Annotated in this window: 24 protein-coding genes; 7 read left to right on the top strand and 17 right to left on the bottom strand. The window is 70.7% G+C overall.

Going from position 1 to position 24446, the window contains the following annotated elements; genetic code table 11:
• Nucleotide 1: 1 nt before the first annotated feature.
• Together OG917_RS04395 and bioB are read right to left on the bottom strand one after the other, a co-directional pair.
• Nucleotides 2-1273, bottom strand: coding sequence for an adenosylmethionine--8-amino-7-oxononanoate transaminase (locus OG917_RS04395; protein ID WP_328316195.1), 1272 nt, complete (start codon nt 1271-1273; stop codon nt 2-4).
• Nucleotides 1266-2327 carry a biotin synthase BioB gene (gene bioB / locus OG917_RS04390; RefSeq protein ID WP_328316194.1) on the bottom strand — a complete coding sequence of 354 codons (1062 nt, stop codon included), beginning with the start codon at nt 2325-2327 and terminating at the stop codon, nt 1266-1268. Before bioB ends, OG917_RS04395 begins: the two co-directional genes overlap by 8 nt.
• Before the next feature lie 143 nt (nt 2328-2470).
• Here bioB and OG917_RS04385 point away from each other — a divergent pair, with 143 nt between their 5' ends.
• Nucleotides 2471-3628 carry an 8-amino-7-oxononanoate synthase gene (locus OG917_RS04385; protein ID WP_443058908.1) on the top strand — a complete coding sequence of 386 codons (1158 nt, stop codon included), beginning with the start codon at nt 2471-2473 and terminating at the stop codon, nt 3626-3628.
• Between the two features lie 38 nt (nt 3629-3666).
• On the opposite strand, the gene OG917_RS04380 is transcribed toward OG917_RS04385, so the two are convergent.
• Both OG917_RS04380 and OG917_RS04375 read right to left on the bottom strand, forming a co-directional pair.
• Nucleotides 3667-3906 (bottom strand): DUF397 domain-containing protein, encoded by a 240-nt coding sequence (locus tag OG917_RS04380; protein ID WP_328316193.1) that lies wholly within the window; start codon nt 3904-3906, stop codon nt 3667-3669.
• Nucleotides 3907-3915: 9 nt separating this feature from the next.
• Nucleotides 3916-4773: a helix-turn-helix domain-containing protein gene (locus OG917_RS04375; RefSeq protein ID WP_328316192.1), complete on the bottom strand. Its 858-nt coding sequence runs from the start codon at nt 4771-4773 to the stop codon at nt 3916-3918.
• A 233-nt stretch (nt 4774-5006) separates the two neighbouring features.
• On the opposite strand from OG917_RS04375, the gene OG917_RS04370 reads away from it, so the two are divergent.
• Nucleotides 5007-5438 carry an ATP-binding protein gene (locus tag OG917_RS04370; protein ID WP_328316191.1) on the top strand — a complete coding sequence of 144 codons (432 nt, stop codon included), beginning with the start codon at nt 5007-5009 and terminating at the stop codon, nt 5436-5438.
• A 30-nt stretch (nt 5439-5468) separates the two neighbouring features.
• On the opposite strand, the gene OG917_RS04365 is transcribed toward OG917_RS04370, so the two are convergent.
• The gene (locus tag OG917_RS04365) at nt 5469-5942 is read right to left on the bottom strand and encodes a C40 family peptidase (protein ID WP_328316190.1); all 474 of its coding nucleotides are present in this window, start codon (nt 5940-5942) and stop codon (nt 5469-5471) included.
• Nucleotides 5943-6915: 973 nt separating this feature from the next.
• On the opposite strand from OG917_RS04365, the gene OG917_RS04360 reads away from it, so the two are divergent.
• Entirely contained in the window at nt 6916-8424 is a 1509-nt protein-coding gene (locus OG917_RS04360; protein ID WP_328321650.1) for an alpha/beta hydrolase, read from the top strand.
• Between the two features lie 25 nt (nt 8425-8449).
• Here the strand turns inward: OG917_RS04360 and OG917_RS04355 are convergent, their stop codons facing one another.
• Both OG917_RS04355 and OG917_RS04350 read right to left on the bottom strand, forming a co-directional pair.
• Entirely contained in the window at nt 8450-9484 is a 1035-nt protein-coding gene (locus OG917_RS04355) for an NAD-dependent epimerase/dehydratase family protein (protein WP_328316189.1), read from the bottom strand.
• Nucleotides 9485-9549: 65 nt separating this feature from the next.
• The gene (locus OG917_RS04350) at nt 9550-10251 is read right to left on the bottom strand and encodes a lysophospholipid acyltransferase family protein (protein ID WP_328316188.1); all 702 of its coding nucleotides are present in this window, start codon (nt 10249-10251) and stop codon (nt 9550-9552) included.
• Between the two features lie 217 nt (nt 10252-10468).
• Between OG917_RS04350 and OG917_RS04345 the strand changes: the two genes are divergently transcribed.
• Nucleotides 10469-10870 (top strand): SSI family serine proteinase inhibitor, encoded by a 402-nt coding sequence (locus OG917_RS04345; protein WP_328316187.1) that lies wholly within the window; start codon nt 10469-10471, stop codon nt 10868-10870.
• Nucleotides 10871-10888: 18 nt separating this feature from the next.
• Here the strand turns inward: OG917_RS04345 and OG917_RS04340 are convergent, their stop codons facing one another.
• The 5 genes from OG917_RS04340 to OG917_RS04320 form a co-directional block, all read right to left on the bottom strand.
• Complete coding sequence (locus tag OG917_RS04340) at nt 10889-11050, bottom strand: hypothetical protein (protein WP_328316186.1); 162 nt, start codon at nt 11048-11050, stop codon at nt 10889-10891.
• A 55-nt stretch (nt 11051-11105) separates the two neighbouring features.
• On the bottom strand, nt 11106-12059 hold the full coding sequence (locus OG917_RS04335; RefSeq protein WP_328316185.1) for a cytochrome c oxidase assembly protein: 954 nt from the start codon (nt 12057-12059) through the stop codon (nt 11106-11108).
• A 106-nt stretch (nt 12060-12165) separates the two neighbouring features.
• Nucleotides 12166-13191: a 6-phosphofructokinase gene (locus tag OG917_RS04330; protein WP_328316184.1), complete on the bottom strand. Its 1026-nt coding sequence runs from the start codon at nt 13189-13191 to the stop codon at nt 12166-12168.
• Between the two features lie 141 nt (nt 13192-13332).
• Nucleotides 13333-14061 carry a type 1 glutamine amidotransferase gene (locus OG917_RS04325; protein ID WP_328316183.1) on the bottom strand — a complete coding sequence of 243 codons (729 nt, stop codon included), beginning with the start codon at nt 14059-14061 and terminating at the stop codon, nt 13333-13335.
• Between the two features lie 17 nt (nt 14062-14078).
• Nucleotides 14079-15317 (bottom strand): MurT ligase domain-containing protein, encoded by a 1239-nt coding sequence (locus OG917_RS04320; protein ID WP_328316182.1) that lies wholly within the window; start codon nt 15315-15317, stop codon nt 14079-14081.
• 115 nt (nt 15318-15432) lie between these two features.
• Here OG917_RS04320 and def point away from each other — a divergent pair, with 115 nt between their 5' ends.
• Nucleotides 15433-16008, top strand: coding sequence for a peptide deformylase (gene def / locus OG917_RS04315; RefSeq protein ID WP_328316181.1), 576 nt, complete (start codon nt 15433-15435; stop codon nt 16006-16008).
• Between the two features lie 13 nt (nt 16009-16021).
• Here the strand turns inward: def and OG917_RS04310 are convergent, their stop codons facing one another.
• Nucleotides 16022-16672: a TetR family transcriptional regulator gene (locus tag OG917_RS04310; protein WP_328316180.1), complete on the bottom strand. Its 651-nt coding sequence runs from the start codon at nt 16670-16672 to the stop codon at nt 16022-16024.
• 206 nt (nt 16673-16878) lie between these two features.
• Here OG917_RS04310 and OG917_RS04305 point away from each other — a divergent pair, with 206 nt between their 5' ends.
• The gene (locus OG917_RS04305; RefSeq protein WP_328316179.1) at nt 16879-18108 is read left to right on the top strand and encodes an acyl-CoA dehydrogenase family protein; all 1230 of its coding nucleotides are present in this window, start codon (nt 16879-16881) and stop codon (nt 18106-18108) included.
• 75 nt (nt 18109-18183) lie between these two features.
• Here OG917_RS04305 and OG917_RS04300 read toward each other — a convergent pair whose 3' ends face one another.
• The 4 genes from OG917_RS04300 to OG917_RS04285 form a co-directional block, all read right to left on the bottom strand.
• On the bottom strand, nt 18184-18672 hold the full coding sequence (locus OG917_RS04300; RefSeq protein WP_328316178.1) for a glutathione peroxidase: 489 nt from the start codon (nt 18670-18672) through the stop codon (nt 18184-18186).
• 89 nt (nt 18673-18761) lie between these two features.
• Nucleotides 18762-19916: a D-alanyl-D-alanine carboxypeptidase family protein gene (locus tag OG917_RS04295; RefSeq protein WP_328316177.1), complete on the bottom strand. Its 1155-nt coding sequence runs from the start codon at nt 19914-19916 to the stop codon at nt 18762-18764.
• A gap of 121 nt (nt 19917-20037) precedes the next feature.
• Entirely contained in the window at nt 20038-20910 is an 873-nt protein-coding gene (locus tag OG917_RS04290; protein ID WP_328316176.1) for an acyl-CoA thioesterase, read from the bottom strand.
• 34 nt (nt 20911-20944) lie between these two features.
• A complete protein-coding gene (locus tag OG917_RS04285) occupies nt 20945-23467 on the bottom strand; it encodes a DEAD/DEAH box helicase (RefSeq protein ID WP_328316175.1) in 2523 nt (840 codons plus the stop codon).
• Between the two features lie 132 nt (nt 23468-23599).
• On the opposite strand from OG917_RS04285, the gene OG917_RS04280 reads away from it, so the two are divergent.
• Nucleotides 23600-24394, top strand: a complete 795-nt coding sequence (locus tag OG917_RS04280; protein WP_328316174.1) for a metal-dependent hydrolase — start codon at nt 23600-23602, stop codon at nt 24392-24394.
• The last annotated feature ends 52 nt before the right edge of the window (nt 24395-24446 follow it).

Raw genomic sequence — 24446 nt, 5'->3', positions numbered from 1 at the left:
GTCACGCCTTCCGTGCCACCGCGCACACCGCGCGGCAAATCCGGGCCACATCCTCATCGCCGGTGATGTACGGCGGCATCGTGTACACGAGGTCGCGGAAAGGCCGCAGCCAGACGCCCTCGCGCACCGCTGCCCGTGTCGCCTCCGCCATGTCCACCTCGTGGTCCAGCTGGACCACTCCGATCGCACCGAGGACCCGGACATCCCGGACGCCCGGCAGCTCCGCCGCCCCGGACAGACCGTCCACCAGAGCCGTCTCCAGACGGCTGACCTGCTTCGCCCAGTCCTGCCCGAGCAGCAGGTCGACCGAGGCGCAGGCCACCGCCGCTGCCAGCGGATTTCCCATGAAGGTCGGCCCGTGGGCCAGCACCGGTACCTCGCCCCGCGCGATGCCCTCGGCCACCCGGGGGGTGCAGAGGGTCGCCGCCATGGTCAGGTAGCCCCCGGTCAGGGCCTTGCCCACGCACATCACATCCGGCGAGACCCCGGCGTGTTCCGCCGCGAAGAGCCTGCCCGTACGGCCGAAGCCGGTGGCGATCTCGTCGAGGACCAGCAGCACCCCGTGGGCGTCGCACGCCTCCCGGAGCACCCGCAGATACGCGGGGGAGTGGAAGCGCATCCCGCCCGCGCCCTGGACGACCGGCTCCACGATCACGGCGGCCAGCTCGTGGGCATGACGGCCGATCAGGTCGTGGAGGTGGTCGGCGTACCCCTGCTCGTATCCGGCCGGAGGCGCGTCCGCGAAGACCTGCCGGGGCAGTACCCCCGACCACAGGTCGTGCATCCCGCCCTCCGGGTCGCACACCGACATGGGCTGCCAGGTGTCCCCGTGGTAGCCGCCCCGCCAGGTCAGCAGCCGCTGCTTGGCGGGACGGCCCACGGAACGCCAGTACTGCAGGCACATCTTGACGGCGACCTCGACGGACACCGAACCGGAGTCGGCGAGGAACACGTGCTGGAGCGGCTCCGGGGTGATCTCCACCAGCTTCGCCGCGAGCCGGACGGCGGGCTCATGGGTGAGCCCGCCGAACATCACATGGCTCATCCGGTCCAGCTGACCGCGAGCGGCCGCGTTGAGCACCGGATGGTTGTACCCGTGGATCGCCGACCACCAGGACGACATGCCGTCCACCAGCTCGCCGGCTCCGGCGACCCGCAGCCGGACGCCCGACGCCGACTCGACGAGCAGCGGCTCCTGCCGGCCCGGCATCGGCCCGTACGGATGCCAGACATGGCGCCGGTCGAGGTCGAGCAGCTCGGCGGGGTCAGGCATTGGGCGCGAGATCCGTGCCCGCGCCCCGGCGGCGCACCGACACGAGCCCCTCACGGTGTTCGGGCAGCGTCGTCGTGTCCGAGCCCTCCACCTCGAAGCCGGCGTCCGCGATCATGTCCAGGTCGGCCCGGCCCGCCTGGCCCTCACTCGTCAGATAGTCGCCCAGGAAGATCGAGTTGACGAGGTGCAGGGCGAGCGGCTGCAGCGAGCGCAGGTGGACCTCGCGCCCGCCCGCCAGTCGCACCTCCGCGTCCGGGCAGACGAACCGCACCATCGCCAGGACGCGCAGACAGCGCTGCGGCGTCAGGTGCCAGTCCCCGGCCAGCGGGGTGCCCTCCATCGGGATCAGGAAGTTCACCGGTACCGAGTCCGGGTCGAGGGCACGCAGCGCGAAGACCACGTCGACCAGGTCGGCGTCGCTCTCGCCCATCCCGGCGATCAGCCCCGAACAGGCCGAGAGACCGGCGGCCTGGGCGTGCTGGACCGTCTCCACACGGTCGGAGAAGTCGTGGGTGGTGCAGATGTCGGCGTAGGTGGCCTCCGACGTATTGAGATTGTGGTTGTACGCGTCGGCGCCCGCCGCCCGCAGCCGCTCCGCCTGTCCGTCCTTGAGCAGTCCGAGGCAGGCGCACACCTCGACGTCCTCGTTCTGCTCCTTGATCGCCTCGATCGTTTCCGACACCCGGTCGACGTCACGGTCCGACGGCCCGCGGCCACTGGCGACCAGGCAGACCCGCTTCGCCCCGCCCGCCACTCCGGCCGCCGCGGCCTTCGACGCCTCGTCCGGCTTCAGCCAGGTGTACTTGAGGATCTCCGCTTTGGAGCCCAGCCGCTGCGAGCAGTACGAGCAGTCCTCCGGGCACAGGCCCGACTTCAGATTGACGAGGTAGTTGAGTTTCACCCGCCGCCCGAACCACTGGCGGCGCACCTTTCCGGCTGCCGCCACCACGTCCAGCAGTTCGTCGTCGGTCGTCGCCAGCACGGCGAGCGCCTCTTCGCGGGTCGGCAGTTCGCGCCGCAGCCCCTTGTCCACCAGCGTGTTCAGCAGGTCCATAGGGGTGATCCTGGCCTACGGCACCACCTCTGGCCAAGGAGGAACCGAACAACACCACCGACCTGGGGTGTGTGCATTGCCACACCCTGACCCCGCATGGCCCCGGCTAGGGTCTGTGAACTGCCTACAAAAAGGGACCGATCATGCCACCAGCCGTGCCCCGTGAGCCGTTCGAGTGGACCGACACCGCGGCGCGCCGCCGGGCCGGCGCCGGGCTGGTGCGCGCGATCCGGCCACGGGCCGCGGACCCGGACCTGCTGGACCTCGCGAGCAACGACTACCTGGGACTGAGCCACCGGCCGGAGATCACCGGGGCAGCGGCCGACGCCGCGCACCGCTGGGGGGCCGGTGCCACGGGGTCTCGGCTGGTCACCGGCTCCACCGCGCTCCACGCCGAACTGGAGCGCGAGCTGGCGCTGTTCAGCGGTTTCGAGGCCGCGCTCGTCTTCTCCTCCGGTTACGCGGCCAATCTCGCCGTGCTCACCGCGCTGACCGGCCCTGACGCGCTGATCGTCTCGGACGCCGCCAACCACGCGTCGATCATCGACGGCTGCCGGCTCTCCAGAGCGGTGACCGAAGTCGTCCCGCACAGCGATCCCGAGGCCGTCGGCAAGGCGCTCGAAGCCCACGGTGGCGGCCGTGCGGTCGCCGTCACCGACTCGGTCTTCTCGGTGGACGGGGACGCCGCTCCCCTCCCGGAACTGGCCTCGGTCTGCCGTACGTACGGAGCGGCACTGATCACCGACGACGCCCACGGCCTCGGCGTGCTCGGCGATGGCGGGCGCGGCGCCGTGCACGCGGCGGGGCTTGCGGGCGCCCCCGACGTGGTCTCCACGGTCACCCTGTCCAAGTCCCTGGGCAGCCAGGGCGGCGCGGTGCTGGGGCCGGCCCGGGTCATCACCCATCTGGTCAATGAGGCACGCACCTTCATCTTCGACACGGGCCTGGCGCCTGCCGCCACGGGCGCCGCCCTGGCGAGCCTGCGGCTGCTGCGGGACGAGCCCCAGCTGGCCGGGCGTACCCGCACGGTGGCGCAGACGCTGTACACGCGTCTGACGGCGGGCGGCCTCACCGCGGTCCGCCCGCAGGCCGCGGTGGTCTCCGTCCTCGCCCCGTCGCCCGGCCAGGCGGTGCGCTGGGCGGCCGACTGCCGCGAGGCAGGCCTGGCGGTCGGCTGCTTCCGCCCGCCGTCGGTGCCGGACGGCGTGTCGCGGCTGCGGCTCACCGCACGCGCCGACCTGACGCCGGAACAGGTCGAGTGGGCGGTGGACACGGTGCTGCGCACCGCGCCCACCGGATGACCGGAAGCCGGTCGGTCACCGACCGGCCGGGCCGCGGCTCACCTGCTTCCCGGCTTCGGGACCCGGCCCTGAACCGAGGCCAGGAAGCCGGTCCACGCGTCCGCCGCGAAGAGCAGCGCCGGGCGTTCCACCCGCTTGGAATCACGGACGGCCAGCAGACCGCCGTCGAGTAAAGCGGTCTCGACACAGTTGTTCATTCCGGTGCTGCGGCTGCTGCGCCGCCACCGTGCGCCGTTCAGAGAAGTACTGGAAGGGACGTTCGCAGGATGTGCGGACATGATGCCTCCCTAGACGCCGTCACCGATCCCGGCGATGAGATCCAACGATTCCTGCTGCGGAAGGGCGCGCGCCTGGATCCTGCGGAACGCGGCGCCGTACGCCCTGAGGTCTTCTTTCCGCTCCAGATAACGGCTACTCATCAAATGGTCGAGAACGACCACATCCAGATCAACGATGCTCGAAAAAGAGAAGATTGTGAAAGAGCCGGTGAGCCCGAGATGCCCGCCTGCGGCGAACGGCATGACCTGCAGCCGCACATGGGGCAGCCGGGCGATCTCCCGTACATGGCGCAGCTGTTCCGCCATCACGCCGCGTCCGCCCATCCGCCGGTGCAGGGCCGACTCGTCGACCACCGCGCTGAGTTCCAGCGGAGGATCCGCCTCCAGTACCCGCTGCCGCGCCAGCCGCACATCGACCAGTGAGTCCACCGTCCCGGGCGGAAGACCGTCGAGGGAGGCCCGGGTGACCGCCTTCGCGTATCCGGGGGTCTGCAGGAGGCCGGGCACCACCGAGGTCTCGAAGGTGTGCGCGGTGCAGGCCTGGGACTCCAGCCTGATGAAGTCACGGTAAGGGGCGGGCAGCAGGCTCCGGTAGGCATGCCACCAGCAGGCGCTCTCGTCGGCCCCCGCCCCGCACAGCGCCGCCAGCAACTCGCGCTGCGGCGCGTCCCGCACCCCGTACGCATCGAGCAACAGGGCCACGTCCGAACGCTTCACACCGCTGCGCCCGGTCTCGATCCTGCTGACCTTCGACTGGTGCCAGCCCGCAAGCCCGGCCGCTGACGCGCTGGTCAGACCCGCCAGGACCCGCAGCCGGCGCAGCTCCGCGCCGAGTTTGGCGCGGCGCACCGCCGGGCTGCTCGACACCGCGTTCTCCTTCCGGTCGGCCGTCCCTCTCAACGTGCCAGCCCGGCCGCCAAATACGGTCTCCCGTCGCAGAGTTCATCACTTTGAGCGACAGATATATGCACATCTTGGTAGATCGCCGGTACTGCGGTCACTATGAGTGTCACGCTGGCACGCACCACCACCTGAGGCCGCCCTCGCAGGACATCCGTCACGGGGCCGCGCCGGTATCGGTGGGAAAGGGACAGGCCGTTATGGCAGACCACCAGGAAGCATCCGTCACCCTGCCGAGCGAGCCGGCATCGGTCCCGGCAGCCCGCACATTCGTGGCCCGTGTGCTCACCGAATGGGGGCTGCCCTCCGACGCGGAGCTGGCGGACACCATCCGGCTGATCGTCTCGGAGCTCGCGACCAACGCCGTCCAGCACACCTTCGGCGCGTCCCCCACCTTCACGGTGGAGGCCGTCCTGGAGCGGGACGAGCGGCTGTGCGTGGGCGTGACCGACAGCCATCCGCGCTGGCCCCAGCGGCTGCCCGCCGCCGTGCAGCAGGACAACGGCCGGGGCATGGTCATCATCCGCTGGCTGGCAGCGGAGAACGGCGGCCGGCTGACCGTCACACCCACGCGGGAAGGCGGCAAGACGGTATGGATCGCCCTGCCCTGGACCGTCACGGCCCAGGGCTGAACGGCCCCCTGCCGCAGCCGCCTCCGGTACTCAGCCCACCCGGCCGTACCAGACGCTCCTGGACCAGATGTGCTCCAGTCTGACCACAGCTCCGGTCTTTGGGGAGTGCCAGATCTTGCCGTGTCCGGCGTAGATGCCGACGTGGTAGACGCTCCGGCCGTAGTGGAAGAACACCAGGTCACCGCGGTGCCGGCTGAACGCCGGGATATGGCGCACGCGGTTGTACTGGGCCTGGGCGGTGCGCGGCAGCGTTTTGCCGACCTTCTTGAACGAGTAGAGCGTCAGCCCCGAACAGTCGAAGCGCGACGGCCCCGTCGCCCCCCACTGGTAGGGCGATCCCTCCTTGGAAGCCGCGATCTGCACGGCCTGGGCGGCGTGTTCGGCGGCTTGGGCCGCCACGCTCGCTCCCGGTGCCAGTGAGGTCCCCGCGACTGCGGCGAGAGTGAGGGCCGAGGCCGTTCCGGCCCGGGCGAGCAGGGACGGGACGTGAATCTGCGCGGTCATGTGAAACCCTTCGCAAACCGCCTGTGAAGGATGACCTGTCGGGTTCGGGCCGGCGAAGTTGCCCGGCCGTCCGGCAGGGTGGCCGACTGATCGAGTCGGCCGTCCCGCCCGGCGGCTTCACCCCGAGGGACGACGTCACTGTCGCCCCGGACTGCCTGGGTCCTCCACTCCTGCCGATCCGTTCGTGTCGACCAGACATCCGGGTACGGCGGCAGGACTCGGCGTCCGCCCGGACCGCCCCACCGTGGTGGCGGGGGCTTGTCGTCTCCCGGATCTTCACCCATGGCCCGGCGGATTCCCGGGTGGCCGCGCCGCATCGTGAGTCTCGTCGCCGCTGGCCTGTTCGAGTGGACACCGTGCGCCGAGAGCCCTCCGGTTCCGCGCGCCCAGGGCTCCGACCTGGGGCGGAGCAGCCGGCCGGGGGCAGTGCGCCGGTGCGATGCGCAACTCGGCGCGATCGCCTGATCACCCCCCTCCTACGCCGTCCGGTCGGCGTCCATCGGAGTACCGGCCACCGCCGAAAGGCGGACCGGGGCCGGTGTCACGCTCGGTGAAGGTGTTGGTGGAGCGGTTCACCACGGTTCGTGCGCATGCACGCGTACGGATTGCCCCGTGGTGCGAGTGCCTGTGTGCCGGGGCAACTCGGCTCCGGGTGGCGGGATTTCTCCTCCACGCGGGCCAACCTCCGCGGCCCGCTCCCGCATCGCGGGATGTGGCGCCCGGTCCGGCCGGCCGTTACCGGCCACGGGCGGCCGGTGTACCGCTGACCGGGACAGCCCTCTCCGCATTTCGGGTTGGCAAAGAACGCCTGTGCGCCCTGTTGTCAGGGACTGTTCACAGGAAAGGATCCCCGGGACGTACTGGAGGGCGCCGTGCGAACGGCGCTTCGGACAGGGGGAGGTACTACGTGAGACGCACCGCAGTGCTCGGCTCGGCCGGCGCTCTGGCCGCGGCGACTCTCATAGCGGGCGCGATGGCGGCGCCCGCCACCGCCGACGGGCGCGGCCGTGCCGGTTCGGAGGCGCGCGGAGCCGCGGTCGCCGCAGCGCGCGCGGCGAAGGCGGGAATCGACTGGCGGGACTGCCCTGCTGACTGGGCGCTCGCGAAGCCCATCCAGTGCGGCTGGGTGACCGTGCCGGTCGACTACGCACACCCGGACGGCCGGACGGTCGAACTCGCGGTGGACCGCGCCGTGAGCACCGGCAGCAAGGCGGAACGGCAGGGCTCCCTCGTCTACAACCCCGGCGGCCCCGGCGCATCGGGCATGCGCTTTCCCGCCAGGACCACCACCGGCAGCGCACTCTGGGTCAACACCGCCAAGGCGTACGACTTCGTGGGCTTCGACCCGCGCGGCGTCGGTCACTCGGCACCGGTCTCCTGCATCGACCCGCAGAAGTACGTCAGCGCCCCCAAGGCCGACCCGGTCCCGGACAGCCCGGCCGACAAACGGGTGCAGCGCAAGCTCGCCGCCCGGTACGCGGACGGCTGCGAGCAGCGCAGCGGCGCGATGCTGCCGTATCTGACCACCCTGAACACCGCGCGTGACCTGGACGTCATCAGGGCGGCGCTCGGTGAGAAGAAGCTCAACTACCTGGGTGTCTCCTACGGGACCTATCTCGGCGCGGTGTACGGCACGCTCTTCCCGGACCATGTCCGGAGGATGATCGTCGACAGTGTGGTCGACCCGAAGCAGTCGAACATCTGGTACGAGGCGAATCTCAACCAGGATGTGGCGTTCCAGGGCCGCTGGCGCGACTGGCAGAACTGGGTCGCGGCGAACGACGCCTCCTTCCATATCGGCAGGACGGCGGCAGCGGTCGAGCAGCAGTGGGTGAAGCTGCGGGCGGCGGCCAAGAAGCATCCGATCGGCGGGACCGTGGGCCCCGCGGAACTCCTCGGATTCTTCCAGAACGCGCCCTACTACGACTCCTCCTGGGCGCCGGTTGCCAAGGCGTGGAGCCAGTACCTCGCCGGAGACCCCCAGCCCCTGATCGATGCCGCGGGACCCGATATGTCGGACACCGCGGGCAATGTGTCGGCGGAGAACGGCACGGCCGTCTACACCGCGGTCGAGTGCGCCGACGCGAAGTGGCCGACCGACTGGCGGACATGGGACCGGGACAACACCCGGCTCAACAAGGACAATCCATTCCTTACCTGGTCGAATGCCTGGATGAACCTCCCGTGCGCCACCTGGCCCGCGAAGCAGCAGAAGCCGGTGGACGTCCGTACCGGCAAGGGACTCCCGCCCGTACTCATCGTGCAGTCGACCCGTGACGCCGCCACACCGTTCCCTGGAGCCGTCGAACTGCACAAGCGCTTCAAGGGCTCACGCCTCATCGTGGAGAAGGACGCCGGCTCGCACGGGGTGACCGGCCTGGTCAATCCGTGCATCAACAGCCGGGTGGACAGCTATCTGCTCACCGGCAGCACCGACCGCCACGACGTGACGTGCGCCCCGCACGCCACACCGAAGCCGTAACAGCCCGTGCCGGGGGGCCGCGTGGTCAGCGGCTCCCCAGCCAGGCGTCCTCCGCCGCGTAGTCGAACAGGTCGAGGTGCGGGTCGTAGGTCCTGGCCATCGCGGGAAAGGCCGCACGCCAGTCCCCGCCCCGGAGCCGGTCCGTCAGCCACTCGACGGTCGCGGGCAGCGATTCGGCGTACCCGGTCACCGGGCGGTAGCCCAACTCCCGCTCGGCGGCGGACATGTCGTACACCACCGGGTGATCGACACCCCACGGGGTGTTGCCCACCGGGGCGGCCCCCTCGATCAGCACCAACTCGCTCCGCACGCCCATGGCCCCGTCCACCGCGGCACTGATCTCGGCGACCGTCGGTGCGTCCGGATCCGCGCCGTTCAGCACCCGCGACCCCGGGCGCAGCGCCGCGAGCCGGATCATCTCGGCGAGGTTGGAGACATGCACGGGGTGGAAGCGGCTCCGCCCGCCGTGCGCGAGGACACGGACGGGGCGGCCGTCGAGTGCGCGCTTCACGAAGTACAGCTCGCGCGGCGAACGGCCACCCGGTCCGTGGACGGCGCCGGCCCGCACCAGGGTCGCCGGCAGCGTCCCTTCGGCCGCCAGCAGCTCCCGCTCCAGTGCCACCTTGCGGGTGCCGTATGTAGCCGGGCCCGGGTCGACCGTGCGCTGGCTCTCGGGAATCGGCACCGGATAGCGCGGGAAGCCGTCCGGCTCGTCCTGGGTGTCGAAACTGCGCCCCTCCCCGTCCGCGTAGACCGCGCCACTGGAGATCACCACCGCCGAGCCGATCCGGTCCGCGAGGCCCGTCAGCTGCCGGGCATGGTCCGCTCCGTACGCGACGATGTCGACCAGCACATCGCAGCCGTCCCCGAGGGCCGCCGCCAGCTCGCCCTCGCCGTCCCGGTCGACGCGCACCGCGCGCACGCCGCCGGGCAGGCCGTCATCGTGGCCCCCGCGTGAAGCGGCCCGCACATCCCATCCGTCCGAGACGAGCGCGCGCACCGCGGCGCGCCCGATCTGCCCTGTGGCTCCGAGTACGAAAACGCTTCCCCTGCTGCTCATGGGCCCGACGCTACGGTCCTCACCGCGCTCCGGGCCAGACGATTCTGCCCACAGCCGATCCGGCGTCAGTGCGGCTTGCGCGGCTCCTTGCCCGGCTGCGCTGCCTTCACGTCCGCGGCGTACGCGTCGACGTACTCCTGGCCGGAGAGCCCGAGGACCGCGTACATGATCTCGTCGGTGACGGCGCGCAGCGCCACCTTCTCGTTCTCCATGCCCGCATAGCGGGAGAAGTCCAGCGGCTTCCCGAAGCGGATGGTGACCCGCCTGATCTTCGGCATCCGCTGCCCTGGCGGCTGGATCTCGAAGGTGCCCACCATGGCGCACGGCACCACCGGGACCCGGCCCTGGATGGCCATCACGGCAACCCCGACCTTGCCCTTGTAGAGCCTGCCGTCGTGCGAGCGGGTGCCCTCCGGGTAGATGCCCAGCAGTTCCCCCCTGGACAGCACCCCGAGCCCCTCGCGGACCGCGGCCCGGCCCGCCTCCTTGCCCGACCTGTCCACCGGGATCTGCCCGATGCTGCGGAAGAAGGCGGCCGTCAGGCGCCCCTTGATGCCCGGACCTGTGAAGTACTCCTGTTTCGCGAGGAAGGTGATGCGCCGGCTCAGGACGGCCGGCATCAGGAAATGATCGGAGAAGGACAGATGGTTGCCCGCGACGATCGCGGCGCCCTCCTCCGGAATGTGATCGAGCCCTTCGATCCTGGGCCGGAACAGCAGCCTCAGCAGCGGTCCGATCACGGCGTATTTCAGGATGTAGTAAAACAAACGCGATCCCGCCTCCCCGTCGCTCCGTGCCGACGCACAGTAGCTGCCCCACCATTCGCTCCGGAACCCCGTCCGGGGCCGGCCGGGACCGCGGGACGTCCGTTCGGGTGGAAAGGGCGGAGCCGAACGGGTGACCGGACAGCGTGGCGACTTGCCGTCGGTGCGGGGGCCGGATCCGCTTGTCTCCTACCCTTGTGCCGAGTTCCAGGAGGCCCTGATGCGCCCCCGCAGGATGTCCGCCGCAGCGACTCTGCTGGCCGCCCTCGCAGCGGCAGTGCCCGCGCAGGCAGCCGGAGCGCCGCCCATCCGTCCCGGTGGACTCGTCCTCACCGTCGACCCGCAGGCGCACCCCGACCGGGACCGCAGTGTCCTGCTCCGGTGCGCGCCGGAGGAGGACGAGGGTGCGCACCCGGAGGCCGCAGCCGCCTGCCGCGCTCTCCAGCGGGCAGGCGGGCGCTTCGACCACCTCGACGGCGAGCCCCGGGCCTGCACCAGGCAGTCCGACCCGGTCCTCGTCACGGTCGGCGGGACCTGGGGCGGCCGCCCCACGCACTGGGCCCGGACCTTCGCCAACGCCTGCTCGCTCGACGCGGCGACCGGCCCGGTCTTCCGTTTCTGAGCCGCCGGGCCGGCCCGCTCAGCCGCTGCCGCGCGAAGCGATCATCGCGATGGACACCAGCCCCAGCAGCACCCAGCCGAACCACAGCCAGCCGTTGCTGCCGAGTGCCACCGAATATCCCGTCACCGCCACCAGGGCTCCCACGGTGATGACACCCATCGCTTTCACAGAACCGGGCATGGCCGCTCCTCCTCGGGGGTGGAGGGCCATCGTCGCCCGGCAGGGGCCTTCTCCGCTACTGGCCGCGGGCCTGGAGTGACGCCAGGTAGGCGTTGTAGGCCGCCAGCTCCTTGTCTCCGTTGCGGTCCTCGGCCCGGTCGGAGCGCCGCGAGACCCGCTGCTCGGAGCTGTACCACTGGAAGACCAGCGCGATCAGGACCAGCACGGACGGGATCTCACTGAACGCCCAGGCGATACCGCCCGCGGCCTCCTGGTCGGAGAGCGCGTCGATGCCGAGGGAGACCGGCGGGTGCTTGTACACCTGCACCATCGGCTCGGTCGCCATCATCAGCGCGATCCCGAAGAACGCGTGGAAGGGCATCCCGGCGAACAGCTCCAGCATCCGCATGATGTAGCCCGGCCGGTGCGGGCCCGGGTCGACGCCCATGATCGGCCAGAAGAACACCAGGCCCACGAAGAGGAAGTGGACCATCATCGCGATGTGCCCGGTCTTCGAACCCATCAGGAAGTCGAAGAGCGGGGTGAAGTACAGGCCGTAGAGGCTCGCGATGAACAGCGGGATGGTGAACGCCGGGTGCGTGATGATCCGCATGTAGCGGCTCCGGAGCAGCATCAGCAGCAGCTCCCGCGGTCCCTTGCGGTTGCCCCGGCCCGCCACCGGCAGCGCGCGCAGGGCCAGGGTCACCGGCGCGCCGAGCAGTAGCAGGATGGGGGAGAGCATGCTGATGATCATGTGCTGCACCATGTGCACACTGAACATGACCATGCCGTAGTCGTTCAGCTTGGTGCACATGGTCAGGGCGACGGTCAGCACACCCACGACGAAGAGCACGATCCGGTGGACAGGCCAGCTGTCACCGCGCCGGAGCAGCCGCACCACCCCCCAGCCGTACAGGGCGAGACCCAGCAGGCAGCCGATCAGGAAGAACGGGTCCGCGGAGAGACCCAGCCCCCGTCCCAGCGTGAACGGCGGCAGGTCCATCGTCATGCCGTGCCCGCTGTGGTCCATCCACTCACTCCTGATTCGTGCCTGATGTCCGCACCAGAGTAGAACTGCCCCCGGTCGCAGCTGCGACCGGGGGCAGTTCGTACTGTATCGGGCGAATGGGGAACGATCAGAGGACGCACTCGGCTTCCGCGTACCGCTCGGCCGGTACCGTCTTGAGGGTCTCCACGGCCTGCGCCAGCGGCACCATGGTGATCTCCGTGCCGTGCAGGGCCGTCAGCATGCCGAACGCGCCGCGGTGCGCTGCCTCCACCGCGTGCCAGCCGAACCGGGTGGCCAGGACGCGGTCGTACGCGGTGGGGGTGCCACCACGCTGCACATGGCCCAGTATCACCGGACGGGCCTCCTTGCCGAGGCGCTCCTCCAGCTCGATGGAGAGCTGCCTGGCGACACCCGCGAAGCGCTCGTGGCCGTACATGTCCTTGGCGCCCACGTCGAAGCTCATCGAGCCCTCACGGGGCTTGGCGCCCTCGGCGACCACCACGATCGCGAACTTCTTTCCCGCGGAGAAGCGGCGGCCGACCAGCTCGGTGAGCTCACCGATGTCGAACGGACGCTCCGGGACGACGATGGCGTGCGCGCCGGCCGCCATGCCCGAGTGCAGCGCGATCCAGCCGGTGTGGCGTCCCATGACCTCCACGATCAGCACGCGCTGATGCGATTCGGCAGTGGTCTTCAGCCGGTCCAGCGCGTCGGTCGCCACCCCGACGGCCGTGTCGAAGCCGAAGGTGACGTCGGTCGACGCGATGTCGTTGTCGATGGTCTTCGGCACTCCCACGATCGGCAGCCCGGCCTCGGAGAGGAGGTGGGCGGCCTTGAGGGTGCCCTCGCCGCCGATCGGGATGATCGCGTCGAGGCCAAGATCGGCGACATGGCCCCGGGCGCGCTCCACACCGTCGCGCAGATGCGCGGGCTGCACCCGCGAGGAGCCGAGGATCGTGCCGCCGCGCGCCAGAATGCCGCCCACGGCGTCGAGGTCGAGTTTGCGGTAGTCGCACTCAAGCAGACCCTTCCACCCGTCGTGGAAGCCGATGACCTCGTCCCCGTGGTCGGCGACGGCGCGGTGCACGACCGAGCGGATGACGGCGTTCAGGCCGGGGCAGTCGCCGCCGGAGGTGAGCACACCAATTCGCATTGCCCGACTTACCTTTGCAACGTGGGCTTGTGACCGGACCACGTCGTCCGGGCTGGATCCCCGTCACCCTACCGGCGGAGGGCGAGGGAGACGTACCGGGCGTCCGCCTGCTGGACGCCGCTCAGATGTACGTATCAGGCCTCATGCGGGCTGCGTTGCCACCGCGATCCGCTCGGCCCGCAGCGCCTCGTACCAGCGGTCGTCGGTCGGCGGCAGCGCGTTGACATCCAGGGCCAGCTTGAGCAGCAGGTCGGCGATGAGCGGGTTGCGGGCCAGCACCGGGCCGTGCATGTAGGTACCGAAGACCGTGTCGTTGTACGCGCCCTCGGTGCCGTCGCCCGTGCCGTTGCCCCGGCCCAGCTGGACGCGGGCGAACGGACGGGCGGTCGGCCCGAGGTGGGTGATGCCCTGATGGTTCTCGAAGCCGGTCAGCGGCGGCAGGCCCAGCCGCTGGTCGATGTCGCCGTACACGTCGCCGACGCAGCGCTCGCCCTCGCCGCGGGTCGAGATGACGTCGAGCAGTCCGAGGCCCGGTTCCCGCTCGCCGAGGTCGTTGATGAACTCGTGGCCGAGGATCTGGTACCCGGCGCAGACCGAGAAGATGATCGCGCCGTTGGAGGCGGCCCTGCTGAGGCCGCCGTCCCTGCGCAGCCGCTCGGAAGCCAGCCGCTGCGGCCGGTCCTCACCGCCGCCGATCAGATAGATGTCGCCGGACGTGGGAACCGGCTGGTCGCTGCGGACGTCGACACGGGTCACGTCGAGGCCGCGCTGGCGGGCCCGGCGCTCCACCACCAGTGCGTTGCCCTGGTCGCCGTAGGTGCTCAGCAGGTCCGGGTAGACCCACACCAGACGCAGGCTGTTGTCACTCATCATCGTTTCCTCTGAGGTCAGTTGCCGACGCGGCGGCGCACGTCCTGGAACGCGGTGTAGTTGGCGATCAGTTCGATACGGCCGGGCGGGGCGTACTGCACCGCCTCGTCCACCGTCTCGCAGACCCGGAACTGCAGCCCTGCCACCTCCAGCCGGACCGCGAGGTCCAGCTTGCGGTCGCCGATCACGAAGATCGGGTGGCCCGACAGCCGGGTGTAGTCGACGTCCCAGAGCCAGGAGGTGTCGGTGCCGTCGGCGCCACGGGCGTTGACGGCGAGGATCACCGGGGTGGGCGGCGGGTCGATCAGGGAGAACGTCTCCAGCCAGCCGGCCGGGTTCTTGGCGAGCAGCAGCCGCACCTCGCGGCTGAGGAACGACACCACGTCGTAGCGCCCAGCGACGGCCTGCACGCCGTACATCCGCTCCAGGGCGACCTGCGGCGGCACGCCGAAGGTCGCGGCGACGGCGGCCGACGTGGTCGCGTTCGCCTTGTTCGCCCGGCCCGGCAGCTGGAGGTGGATCGGCCAGGCGGAGCCGTGCGGATCGAGGACGTAGTCACCCGAGAGGGCCCAACTGGGCGCCGGGCGGCGGAAACCGCAGTCGGCGCAGAACCACTCGTCGTTCGGCCACTGGAGCACACCGCCGCAGGACGGGCACGACCAGGCGTCGTCCTTCCACTCCTGGCCCGCCGCGACCCAGACCACGGTGGGGGAGGACGAAGCGGCCCACACCACCAGGGGGTCGTCGGCGTTGGCGATCACCACGGCCTTCGTCCCGGCCAGCCCCTCGCGCCACTTCTCGGCCAGCATGCGGGTCTCGCCCGCCCGGTCGAGCTGGTCCCGGGAGAGGTTCAGCAGGGCGATCGCCTTCGGCGTCGTGTCGCGTGCGACCCCTGCGAGGTACTTCTCGTCGACCTCGATCACGCCGAAGCGCGCGTCGGAGCCGCCGGCCAGTGCGGAGGTGATGCCCGCGGGCATGTTGGCGCCCAGGGCGTTCGAGACGACCGGGCCCGCGGCCCGCAGCGCCTCGGCGATGAGCCGGGTGGTCGTCGTCTTGCCGTTGGTCGCCGATACCAGGATCACGTCCAGGTGCTGGGCGAGGCGCCCGAGCAGGTCGGGGTCGAGCCGCAGTGCGACCTTGCCGCCGATCACCGATCCGCTGCCGCGCCCCGCGGCGCGCGATACCGCTGCCGCGGCCTTGCCTGCCGTCACGGCCAGCTTGGCCCGCGGCGACAGCGGCTCCGTGTTGCCGTCCATCGTCCTAGATCCTCCTTGCGTCGGCGCGGGGCTCAGCCTATCGAGATCCGGCCGTCCGCCCGACCTCGGCACCACCGGGGCGGCGCTGTTCCGGCGGGAACGTACGCTTGCCGCCATGCGAAACCGCCCGATCCCCGGCAGTTCCGGAGCCGTGCGGACGATGAGTCCGCACGGCGATCCCGTGCTGCACGCGCCCTGCGAGCCGGTGGCCGGCTTCGACGCCGCACTCGCCCGGCTCGTCGAGGACATGTTCGCGACGATGTACGCGGCGCGGGGTGTCGGCCTCGCGGCGAATCAGATCGGTGTCGGGCTGCGGGTGTTCGTCTACGACTGCCCGGACGACGAGGACGTCCGCCATCTCGGACACCTGGTCAACCCCCGGCTGGTGGAGGCGGACGGGGTCACCGTGCGCGGACCCGAGGGCTGCCTCTCGCTGCCCGGTATCGAGGCGGGCACCCCCCGCTTCGACCGCGCCGTCGTCGAGGGGTTCTCGGTGACCGGCGATCCGGTCCTGGTCAGCGGCACCGGATTCTTCGCCCGCTGCCTCCAGCACGAGTGCGACCACCTCGACGGCCTGATGTACACGGACCGGCTGTCCGGCTGGCGCCGCGGCCGGGCCCTGCGGGCCGTCCGGAGGGCGGCACGGAGCCGTCAGGATCACCCGTCCGGATCAGACCCCGGTTCCGGCTGACCCTGCCGGTGAGTCAGAAGCCCGGCCCGCCCGCGCGGTCGGTGGCGGCAGCGAGCCTGCCCCAGAGGAGGTCGGCCAGGCTGCTGACCAACTGCTCCCGGGGGCAGGGGCGTTCGCCGAGCCACCAGTCGCCCGCCGCGTGCATCATCCCGACGATCCCGTGGCCCCAGACCCGGGCCAGCTGCTCGCTCCCCGGCCCGAGGTCGACGCGTTCGGCGATCACCTTGGCCAGTTCCTCGCCGAGCCTGCGCAGCAGCGGCGCCGAGTGGAGCCCGACGTCGAAGGCCTGCTCGGGCTGGTGCCCGGCGTCGGCCGGGTGCATCAGGAAGCGGTAGACCTGCGGTCTGGCCTCGATCGCCGCCAGATAGGTGTCCAGCGTGGCCTCGACCCGCTCGCGGCGCCCGGCCGGGGCGTCCAGCGCCGCCCGCAGCGCGCTCAGCAGTGCGTCGGTGTGGCGCTTGGCGAGCGCGCGGTAGAGGCCGCCCTTGTCGCCGAAGTGCCGGTAGAGAATGGGCTTGGTGATGCCCGCCTCCGCGGCGATGGCGTTCATCGACGCCCTGGGGCCGTCCCGCAGTACGACCCGGTCGGCGGCCTCCAGCAGCTCCCGGCGGCGGCTGTGCGCCGAGCGCTGCTGTCTGGCCTGTGTGGCCTGTGTGGTCCCCATGGGTACCTCTTCCCCGCCCTGCGATCCTGGCTCTGTGACGCGGACCCGTACGACGTCCGCCGATTGATCCGGCCCCCGTCGAAACGTAACACCCGGCCGGGGGCGCGTGCCGGGCGCGAACGCGGAGGTTGACAGCTCCTACTTGCCAGTAACAGACTGCGGTTACCGCAAGTAACAAGTCGATGGAACGCAGTGCTGGAGGGGACATGGCCGAGTTCACGCTCGAACTCAACGATGACCAGAAGGAGGTCCGCGACTGGATCCACGGGTTCGCCGCCGACGTCATCCGCCCGGCTGCCGCCGAGTGGGACGAGCGTGAGGAGACGCCCTGGCCGGTGATCCAGGAGGCGGCCAAGGTCGGCATCTACTCGCTCGACTTCTACGCCCAGCAGTTCTTCGACCCGACCGGTCTCGGCATCCCGGTGGCCATGGAGGAGCTCTTCTGGGGCGACGCGGGCATCGCCCTGTCGATCGTCGGCACCGGCCTGGCCGCAGTGGGCGTGCTCGCCAACGGTACCGAGGAGCAGATCGGCACCTGGATACCGCAGATGTACGGCGACGCGGCCGACGTGAAGGTCGCGGCCTTCTGCTCGTCCGAGCCCGACGCCGGTTCGGACGTCGCGTCGATGCGGACCCGCGCCGTGTACGACGAGGCCAAGGACGAGTGGGTGCTCAACGGCACCAAGACCTGGGCGACCAACGGCGGCATCGCCAACGTCCATGTCGTGGTCGCCGTCGTCGACCCCGATGCCGGCTCCAAGGGACACGCCTCGTTCATCGTGCCGCCGGGGACGCCCGGCCTCTCGCAGGGCCAGAAGTTCAAGAAGCACGGCATCCGCGCCTCCCACACGGCCGAGGTCGTCCTGGAGGACGTCCGGGTGCCGGGCCACTGCCTGCTCGGCGGCAAGGAGAAGCTGGACGAGCGGCTGGCCCGCGCCCGGGAGCGGGCGAAGCAGGGCGGCGGCGAGCGGGTGAAGAACGCGGCGATGGCGACCTTCGAGGCCTCCCGCCCCGCGGTCGGCGCCATGGCGGTCGGCACTGCCCGCGCCGCGTACGAGGTCGCGCTGGACTACGCGAAGACCCGCACCCAGTTCGGCCGCCCCATCATCGACAACCAGGGCGTCGCCTTCCAGCTCGCCGACATGCGGACGCAGATCGACGCGGCCCGCCTGCTGGTCTGGCGCGCCTCCTGGATGGCAGCGGCGAACAAGCCGTTCACCGCCGCCGAGGGCTCCATGTCCAAGCTGTACGCGAGCGAGACGGCCAAGAAGGTCACGGCCCAGGCCATCCAGATCCTCGGGGGCAACGGCTACACCCGCGAGTACCCGGTCGAGCGGATGCACCGCGACGCCGCGATCTACACGATCTTCGAGGGCACCAGCGAGATCCAGCGCCTGGTGATCGCCAGGACCCTGGCGGGTATGCCGATCCGCTGATCCGGCCGGACACCGGGACAGGCCTGCGGAGGACCACCTCCGCAGGCCTGTCCCGCGCGGGATGGCCGCCGCGGGTCAGGCCGGGAGCTGCGCCTCGATGGCCGCCACGACCTCCGGCGCCTCCGGCTCCGTGCGCGGGCGGATCCGCGAGACGACCTCGCCCGCGGGGGAGATCAGGAACTTCTCGAAGTTCCACTGGACGTCCCCGGCCTCACCCGCGCCGTCGGCCACCCGCGTCAGCTCCGCGTAGAGCGGGTGCTGTCCGGCGCCGTTGACGTCGGTCTTCTCCAGCATCGGGAACGTCACGCCGTACGAGGCCGAGCAGAACGTCCGGATCTCCTCCGCGCTGCCCGGCTCCTGGCCGGCGAACTGGTTGCAGGGCACGCCGATGACGGAGAACCCGCGCTCCCCGTACTGCTGCTGAAGCTTTTCGAGACCGGCGTACTGCGGGGTGAGACCGCACTTGGAGGCCACGTTCACCAGCAGCACCGCCTTGCCCCGGTAGTCGGCCAGGGACGTCGGGTCGCCGGTCAGGGTGCGCAGCGGGATGTCGTACAGGTTCATCAGCAAGCTCCTGTCTAGGTCGGTGGTACGTACTGTTCCAGAGACCTGCGGAGCCCAGGCGACGGCCCCCGCCGCGCCCGTTCACCGCCTCAGGACGATCCGTGCCGCTGCCGGCGGGCGCGCCGCCGGCCGACCAGGAGAGCGCAGGCCAGTGCCGCTGCGGCCAGCCCGCCCGCGAAGGCGAGCGCGGTCCGGCCCGAGACCGATACGTGCGAGGCCTGTGACGCCGCGACAGCGGGGGCGTGCGACGCGGGCACCGGGGTGCCGGCCGGGGACGTGGGCTGCGCCGGGCGGAGCGCCGGCAGCACGCTCACCGGGGACGCGGTGGGCGCGGTGGAGAAACCCCAGTCGAGCAGGGACCGGGTCTCGTTGTAGGCGTCGTTCGGCTGTCCCGACTGCGGGTTCATCACGGTCACCAGCAGGGTGCGCCCGTTCCGCTGGGCTGCGGTGACCAGGGTGTTGCCCGCCTCGGTCGTGTAGCCGTTCTTCACCCCGAGCAGGCCGGGGTACTTCTCGACCCCGTGGGACCCCACGAGCAGCCGGTTGGTGTTCTGGATGCCGAACGCACCGGGGCCTCCCGACGCCGGGAACCTGGCCGTCCTGGTGGAGGCGAAACGCCGGAACTCCGGATTGGTCAGCCCCGCGCGGGCGATCACGGACAGGTCGTACGCCGAGGAGTGCTGCCCCGGGGTGTCGTACCCGTCGGCGGACTTGACGACCGTGTCGCGCGCACCGATCCGGCGGGCGGCGGCCTGCATGTCCTTGATGGTGGCGGGCAGCCCGCCGTTCATCACCGCCAGGGTGTGCACCGCGTCGTTGCCCGAGGCCAGGAACACCCCGCGCCACAGGTCGGCGACCGTGTACCGGGTGCCTTCCCTGATGCCGACCAGGCTGCTGCCCGGCTGGAGCCCCGTGAGGTCCGGGCCGGCCGCCCGGTGCACTTCCTGCGGGGGGAACTTCGGCAGTACGGCCAGCGCGAAGAGCGTCTTGAGCGTGCTGGCCGGCGGGAGCTTCCGGTGTGCGTCCTTGGCGGCCAGGACCCGGCCGGTCCGCACATCGGTCACCATCCAGGACAGAGCTGTCGCCGCGGGCAGTCCGGGGGTTCCGGCGGAGACCTGGACTCCGGTGCGGTACAGCGCGGACACGCCGCTGTCCGCGGCCGGTCGCGGCGCGGGCCGGCTGTCGGCGCGGGCGGCCGGTGAGAGGGGGACGAGTACCAATGCGGGCAGAGAAACGGCCAACACCGCACGGATCCTGACAGAACACCACATCGCTTGGGACATGATCATATCGTATGAGAAGTCCGGAATGGGTGCCCTGTCGCTTAGCCCGACTGCCTGACCACCCGGCGCCGTCCCGCCCGGGTCAGGCGCCGAGCCTGCGGAACAGCCCCTCCTGGACGACCGATACCAGCAGATTCCCCGCGCGGTCGAAGATCCGCCCGCGGGCCAGCCCACGGCCGCCGGTCGCGATCGGCGACTCCTGGTCGTAGAGGAACCACTCGTCCGTACGGAACGGGCGGTGGAACCACATGGCGTGGTCCAGCGACGCCATGTCGAAACCGCGCGGCCCCCACAGCGGTTCGACCGGGATGCGGACCGCGTCCAGCAGCGTCATGTCGCTGGCGTAGGTGAGTGCGCAGGTGTGGATGAGCTGGTCGTCACCGAGCGGCCCGACCGCGCGCATCCACACCGCGCTGTGCGGATCGGCGCCCTTGATCTCCTCGGGGGTCCAGCGCAGCCGGTCCACGTAACGGATCTCGAAGGGCTGCCTGCGGGCCATCCGCTCCAGCGCCTCGGGCAGCTCGCCCAGGTGCTCGCGGATCTCCTCGGCTACCGTCGGCAGCGACTCCGGGTCCGGGACGTCGCGGCCCGGCGGGGCCTGGTGCTCGAAGCTGCCCTCCTCCGGCCGGTGGAAGGACGCCGTCAGATTGAAGATCGTGCGGCCCTGCTGGACCGCGGTCACCCGGCGGGTGGTGAACGAACGGCCGTCCCTGACCCGTTCCACCTGGTAGACGATCGGCACCCCGGGCCTGCCCGGACGCAGGAAGTACGCGTGCAGCGAGTGCACCGGCCGCTCACCGTCGGTGGTACGGCCCGCGGCCACCAGGGCCTGCCCCGCGACCTGTCCGCCGAAGACCCGCTGCAGGGACTCGTGCGGGCTGCGGCCGCGGAAGATGTCGACCTCGATCTGCTCCAGGTCGAGCAGGTCGATCAGCTTCTCCGTGGGATTGGTCATTCGGTGTCCTCCCAGGTCACAGTGGCCGGCCTGCTCACAGCTGGCCGACGGCGGTGACGCGGACGACCGCACGGCCCTCCTCGTCGGAGGCCGCGAGATCCACCTCCGCGCTGATGCCCCAGTCGTGGTCGCCGTTCGGGTCGGCGAAGATCTGCCGCACGCGCCACAGCCCGTGCGAGGTGTTCGCCTCGTCCGCCTCGATGATCAGCAGCTTGGGACCGCGCGCGTCCGGTCCTGTTCCCAGGTCGTCGTACTCGTCCCAGTACGCGTCCATCGCCTCGCCCCAGGCGTCCTCGTCCCATCCCGCGTCGCCGTCCAGCTCGCCGAGCGCGGCCACGTTGTCCAGCGCCGCCAGCTCCACCCTGCGGAACATGGCATTGCGCACCAGGACCCGGAACGCACGGGCGTTGGCGGTGACCGGCTTCACCTGGTCGGCCCGTTCCGCGGCCTGCTCCGCGCTCTCCACCTCCGGGTTGGCCAGCTGCTCCCACTCGTCGAGCAGGCTGGAGTCCACCTGCCTGACCAGCTCGCCCAGCCAGGCGATGAGGTCCTGGAGGTCCTCGGACTTCTGGTCGTCCGGGATGGTGTGGTCCAGCGCCTTGTACGCACCCGCGAGATACCGCAGCACGATGCCCTCGGTACGGGCGAGTTCGTAGTGCGAGGTGAACTCGGTGAAGGTCATGGCCCGTTCGTACATGTCACGGATGACCGACTTCGGGGAGACCGGGTGATCGCCGACCCACGGGTGGCTCGTGCGGTAGACGTTGTACGCGTGCACCAGCAGCTCTTCGAGCGGCTTCGGGTACGTGACCTCCTGGAGCCGCTCCATGCGCTCCTCGTACTCCATCCCGTCGGCCTTCATCTGCCCGATCGCCTCACCGCGCGCCTTGTTCTGCTGGGCGGCGAGGATCTGGCGCGGGTCGTCCAGCGTCGACTCGACCACCGAGACCATGTCCAGGGCGTAGGAGGGTGACTCGGCGTCCAGCAGGTCGAACGCGGCCAGCGCGAAGGTGGACAGCGGCTGGTTGAGCGCGAAGTCCTGCTGGAGGTCGACGGTGAGCCGGATGATGCGGCCCTCGGCGTCCGGAGCGTCCAGCTGCTCCACCACACCTCCGTCGAGCAGCGAGCGGTAGATGGCGATGGCGCGGCGGATGTGCCGCAGCTGCGCCTTGCGCGGCTCGTGGTTGTCCTCCAGGAGGTGACGCATGGCCTTGAAGGCGTTGCCCGGCCGGGCGATCACCGAGAGCAGCATGGTGTGGGTGACCCGGAACCGAGAGGTCAGCGGCTCCGGATCGGCGGCGATCAGCTTCTCGAAGGTGGTGTCACTCCAGGCGATGAAGCCCTCGGGAGCCTTCTTGCGCACCACCTTGCGGCGCTTCTTCGGGTCGTCGCCCGCCTTGGCGAGCGCCTTCTCGTTCTCGACGACGTGCTCGGGCGCCTGCGCCACGACGAAACCGGCGGTGTCGAACCCGGCCCGGCCCGCGCGGCCCGCGATCTGGTGGAACTCCCGGGCACGGAGGGTGCGGACGCGCGTCCCGTCGTACTTCGTCAGCGCCGTGAACAGCACCGTGCGGATGGGCACGTTGACCCCCACGCCCAGGGTGTCCGTACCGCAGATGACCTTCAGCAGGCCCGCCTGCGCCAGCTTCTCCACCAGGCGTCGGTACTTGGGGAGCATGCCGGCGTGGTGGACACCGATCCCGTGGCGTACGTAGCGCGAGAGGTTCTGCCCGAACTTGGTGGTGAAGCGGAAGCTGCCGATGAGATCGGCGATCCGGTCCTTCTCCTCCCGGCTGCACATGTTGATGCTCATCAGCGACTGCGCGCGCTCGACCGCAGCGGCCTGGGTGAAGTGCACGATGTAGACGGGCGACTGCTTGGTCTCCAGCAGTTCGGTCAGCGTCTCGGTGATCGGGGTGCGCCGGTACTCGTACGAGAGCGGTACCGGGCGGTTCGCGGAGCGCACCACGGAGGTCGGCAGGCCGGTGCGCCGCGTCAGGTCCGTCTCGAACCGGGCGACGTCACCGAGGGTCGCGGACATCAGGATGAACTGCGCCTGCGGCAGCTCCAGGATCGGGATCTGCCACGCCCAGCCCCGGTCGGGCTCGGCGTAGAAGTGGAACTCGTCCATCACGACCTGGCCGATGTCGGCGTACTTGCCGTCGCGCAGGGCGATCGAGGCCAGCACCTCCGCCGTGCAGCAGATGACCGGGGCGTCCGCGTTCACCGACGCGTCGCCGGTGAGCATGCCGACGTTCTCGGTGCCGAAGAGCTTGCACAGGTCGAAGAACTTCTCCGAGACCAGTGCCTTGATGGGCGCGGTGTAGAAGGTGACCTTGTCCTGCGCCAGCGCGGTGAAGTGGGCACCCGCCGCCACCAGGCTCTTTCCCGAGCCGGTGGGGGTCGAGAGGATCACGTTGGCCCCGGACACCACCTCGATCAGCGCCTCCTCCTGAGCCGGATAGAGCGTGATGCCCTGACCCTCCGCCCACGACGAGAAAGCCTCGAAGAGAGCGTCGGGATCGGCGGTCGTGGGGAGCTGATCGATAAGGGTCACACCTCCATCTTGCCTGCCTTCCTCCCCGGAGGGGGAACCGGCTGCCCGCACGAAGATCACGAGCGATACGCTTCCCTTTTCGGCAGCCCTCAACTGGGCTTCGGTACAACGGAAAACGGGGCGGAACGAACCATGATGGGACCGGCGCACTCGCTGTCAGGAGCAGCAGCCTGGCTGGGGGTGGGGGCGGCGGCGACCGCGTACGGACACCCGATGCCCTGGCCGGTACTGGTGGTGGGCGCGCTGATCACCGCCGGGGCCGCCCTGGCTCCTGACCTGGATCACAAGGCCGCGACGATCTCCACGGCGTTCGGCCCCCTGTCCCATGGGCTGTGCGCCGTCGTGGACGGGCTGGCGGGCATCGTCTACAAGGCGACGCGCGGCAAGGGGGACCCCCGCAAGGCGGGCGGTCACCGGACGCTCACGCACACGTGGCTGTGGGCGGTCCTGCTCGGGGCGGGAGCCTCCGCCCTGGCGATCTACTGCGGGCGCTGGGCGGTCCTCGGCATTCTCTTCGTCCATCTGGTGCTCGCCATCGAGGGACTGCTCTGGCGGGCGGCGCGTCCCTCCAGCAGTACCGTGCTGGTGTGGCTGCTGGGCGCCGCCGGCGCGTGGATACTGGCCGACATCCTGGACCAGCCGGGCAACGGTGCGGACTGGTTCTTCACCGGCCCCCACCAGACCTACATGTGGCTGGGGCTGCCGGTCGTCCTCGGAGCCCTGGTCCACGACATCGGTGACGCCATCACGGTCTCGGGCTGCCCGATCTTCTGGCCGATACCGCTCGGCCGCAAGCACTGGCGCCATGTGGGGCCGCCCAAGTTCATGCGGTTCCGGGCGGGCAGCTGGGTGGAGCTCAAGGTGCTGATGCCGGTGTTCATGGTGGCGGGCGGGGTCAGCTGCGCGTTCGCGCTCGGCGTCATCTGAGCGCTGCGTGGACGGATCCTGTGGGCCGGGACGCGCAGGACCGGGACGCGCA

It is taken from the genome of Streptomyces sp. NBC_00388 (assembly GCF_036061255.1).
Taxonomy (GTDB): domain Bacteria; phylum Actinomycetota; class Actinomycetes; order Streptomycetales; family Streptomycetaceae; genus Streptomyces.
Note: the sequence above shows the minus strand (reverse complement) of the source record. Positions and strands in the feature narration are given on the sequence as shown.

Excerpts from the sequence above, each read along its gene's own strand:
- OG917_RS04290 (WP_328316176.1), bottom strand. The coding sequence starts at position 20,910 with ATGACCAATCCCACGGAGAAGCTGATCGACCTGCTCGACCTGGAGCAG.
- OG917_RS04370 (WP_328316191.1), top strand. The coding sequence starts at position 5,007 with ATGGCAGACCACCAGGAAGCATCCGTCACCCTGCCGAGCGAGCCGGCA.
- OG917_RS04355 (WP_328316189.1), bottom strand. The coding sequence starts at position 9,484 with ATGAGCAGCAGGGGAAGCGTTTTCGTACTCGGAGCCACAGGGCAGATC.
- OG917_RS04330 (WP_328316184.1), bottom strand. The coding sequence starts at position 13,191 with ATGCGAATTGGTGTGCTCACCTCCGGCGGCGACTGCCCCGGCCTGAAC.
- OG917_RS04385 (WP_443058908.1), top strand. The coding sequence starts at position 2,471 with ATGCCACCAGCCGTGCCCCGTGAGCCGTTCGAGTGGACCGACACCGCG.
- OG917_RS04300 (WP_328316178.1), bottom strand. The coding sequence starts at position 18,672 with ATGAACCTGTACGACATCCCGCTGCGCACCCTGACCGGCGACCCGACG.
- OG917_RS04345 (WP_328316187.1), top strand. The coding sequence starts at position 10,469 with ATGCGCCCCCGCAGGATGTCCGCCGCAGCGACTCTGCTGGCCGCCCTC.
- OG917_RS04340 (WP_328316186.1), bottom strand. The coding sequence starts at position 11,050 with ATGCCCGGTTCTGTGAAAGCGATGGGTGTCATCACCGTGGGAGCCCTG.
- OG917_RS04360 (WP_328321650.1), top strand. The coding sequence starts at position 6,916 with ATGGCGGCGCCCGCCACCGCCGACGGGCGCGGCCGTGCCGGTTCGGAG.
- OG917_RS04310 (WP_328316180.1), bottom strand. The coding sequence starts at position 16,672 with ATGGGGACCACACAGGCCACACAGGCCAGACAGCAGCGCTCGGCGCAC.
- OG917_RS04365 (WP_328316190.1), bottom strand. The coding sequence starts at position 5,942 with ATGACCGCGCAGATTCACGTCCCGTCCCTGCTCGCCCGGGCCGGAACG.
- OG917_RS04280 (WP_328316174.1), top strand. The coding sequence starts at position 23,600 with ATGATGGGACCGGCGCACTCGCTGTCAGGAGCAGCAGCCTGGCTGGGG.
- OG917_RS04320 (WP_328316182.1), bottom strand. The coding sequence starts at position 15,317 with ATGGACGGCAACACGGAGCCGCTGTCGCCGCGGGCCAAGCTGGCCGTG.
- bioB (WP_328316194.1), bottom strand. The coding sequence starts at position 2,327 with ATGGACCTGCTGAACACGCTGGTGGACAAGGGGCTGCGGCGCGAACTG.
- def (WP_328316181.1), top strand. The coding sequence starts at position 15,433 with ATGCGAAACCGCCCGATCCCCGGCAGTTCCGGAGCCGTGCGGACGATG.
- OG917_RS04380 (WP_328316193.1), bottom strand. The coding sequence starts at position 3,906 with ATGTCCGCACATCCTGCGAACGTCCCTTCCAGTACTTCTCTGAACGGC.
- OG917_RS04325 (WP_328316183.1), bottom strand. The coding sequence starts at position 14,061 with ATGAGTGACAACAGCCTGCGTCTGGTGTGGGTCTACCCGGACCTGCTG.
- OG917_RS04395 (WP_328316195.1), bottom strand. The coding sequence starts at position 1,273 with ATGCCTGACCCCGCCGAGCTGCTCGACCTCGACCGGCGCCATGTCTGG.
- OG917_RS04335 (WP_328316185.1), bottom strand. The coding sequence starts at position 12,059 with ATGGACCACAGCGGGCACGGCATGACGATGGACCTGCCGCCGTTCACG.
- OG917_RS04305 (WP_328316179.1), top strand. The coding sequence starts at position 16,879 with ATGGCCGAGTTCACGCTCGAACTCAACGATGACCAGAAGGAGGTCCGC.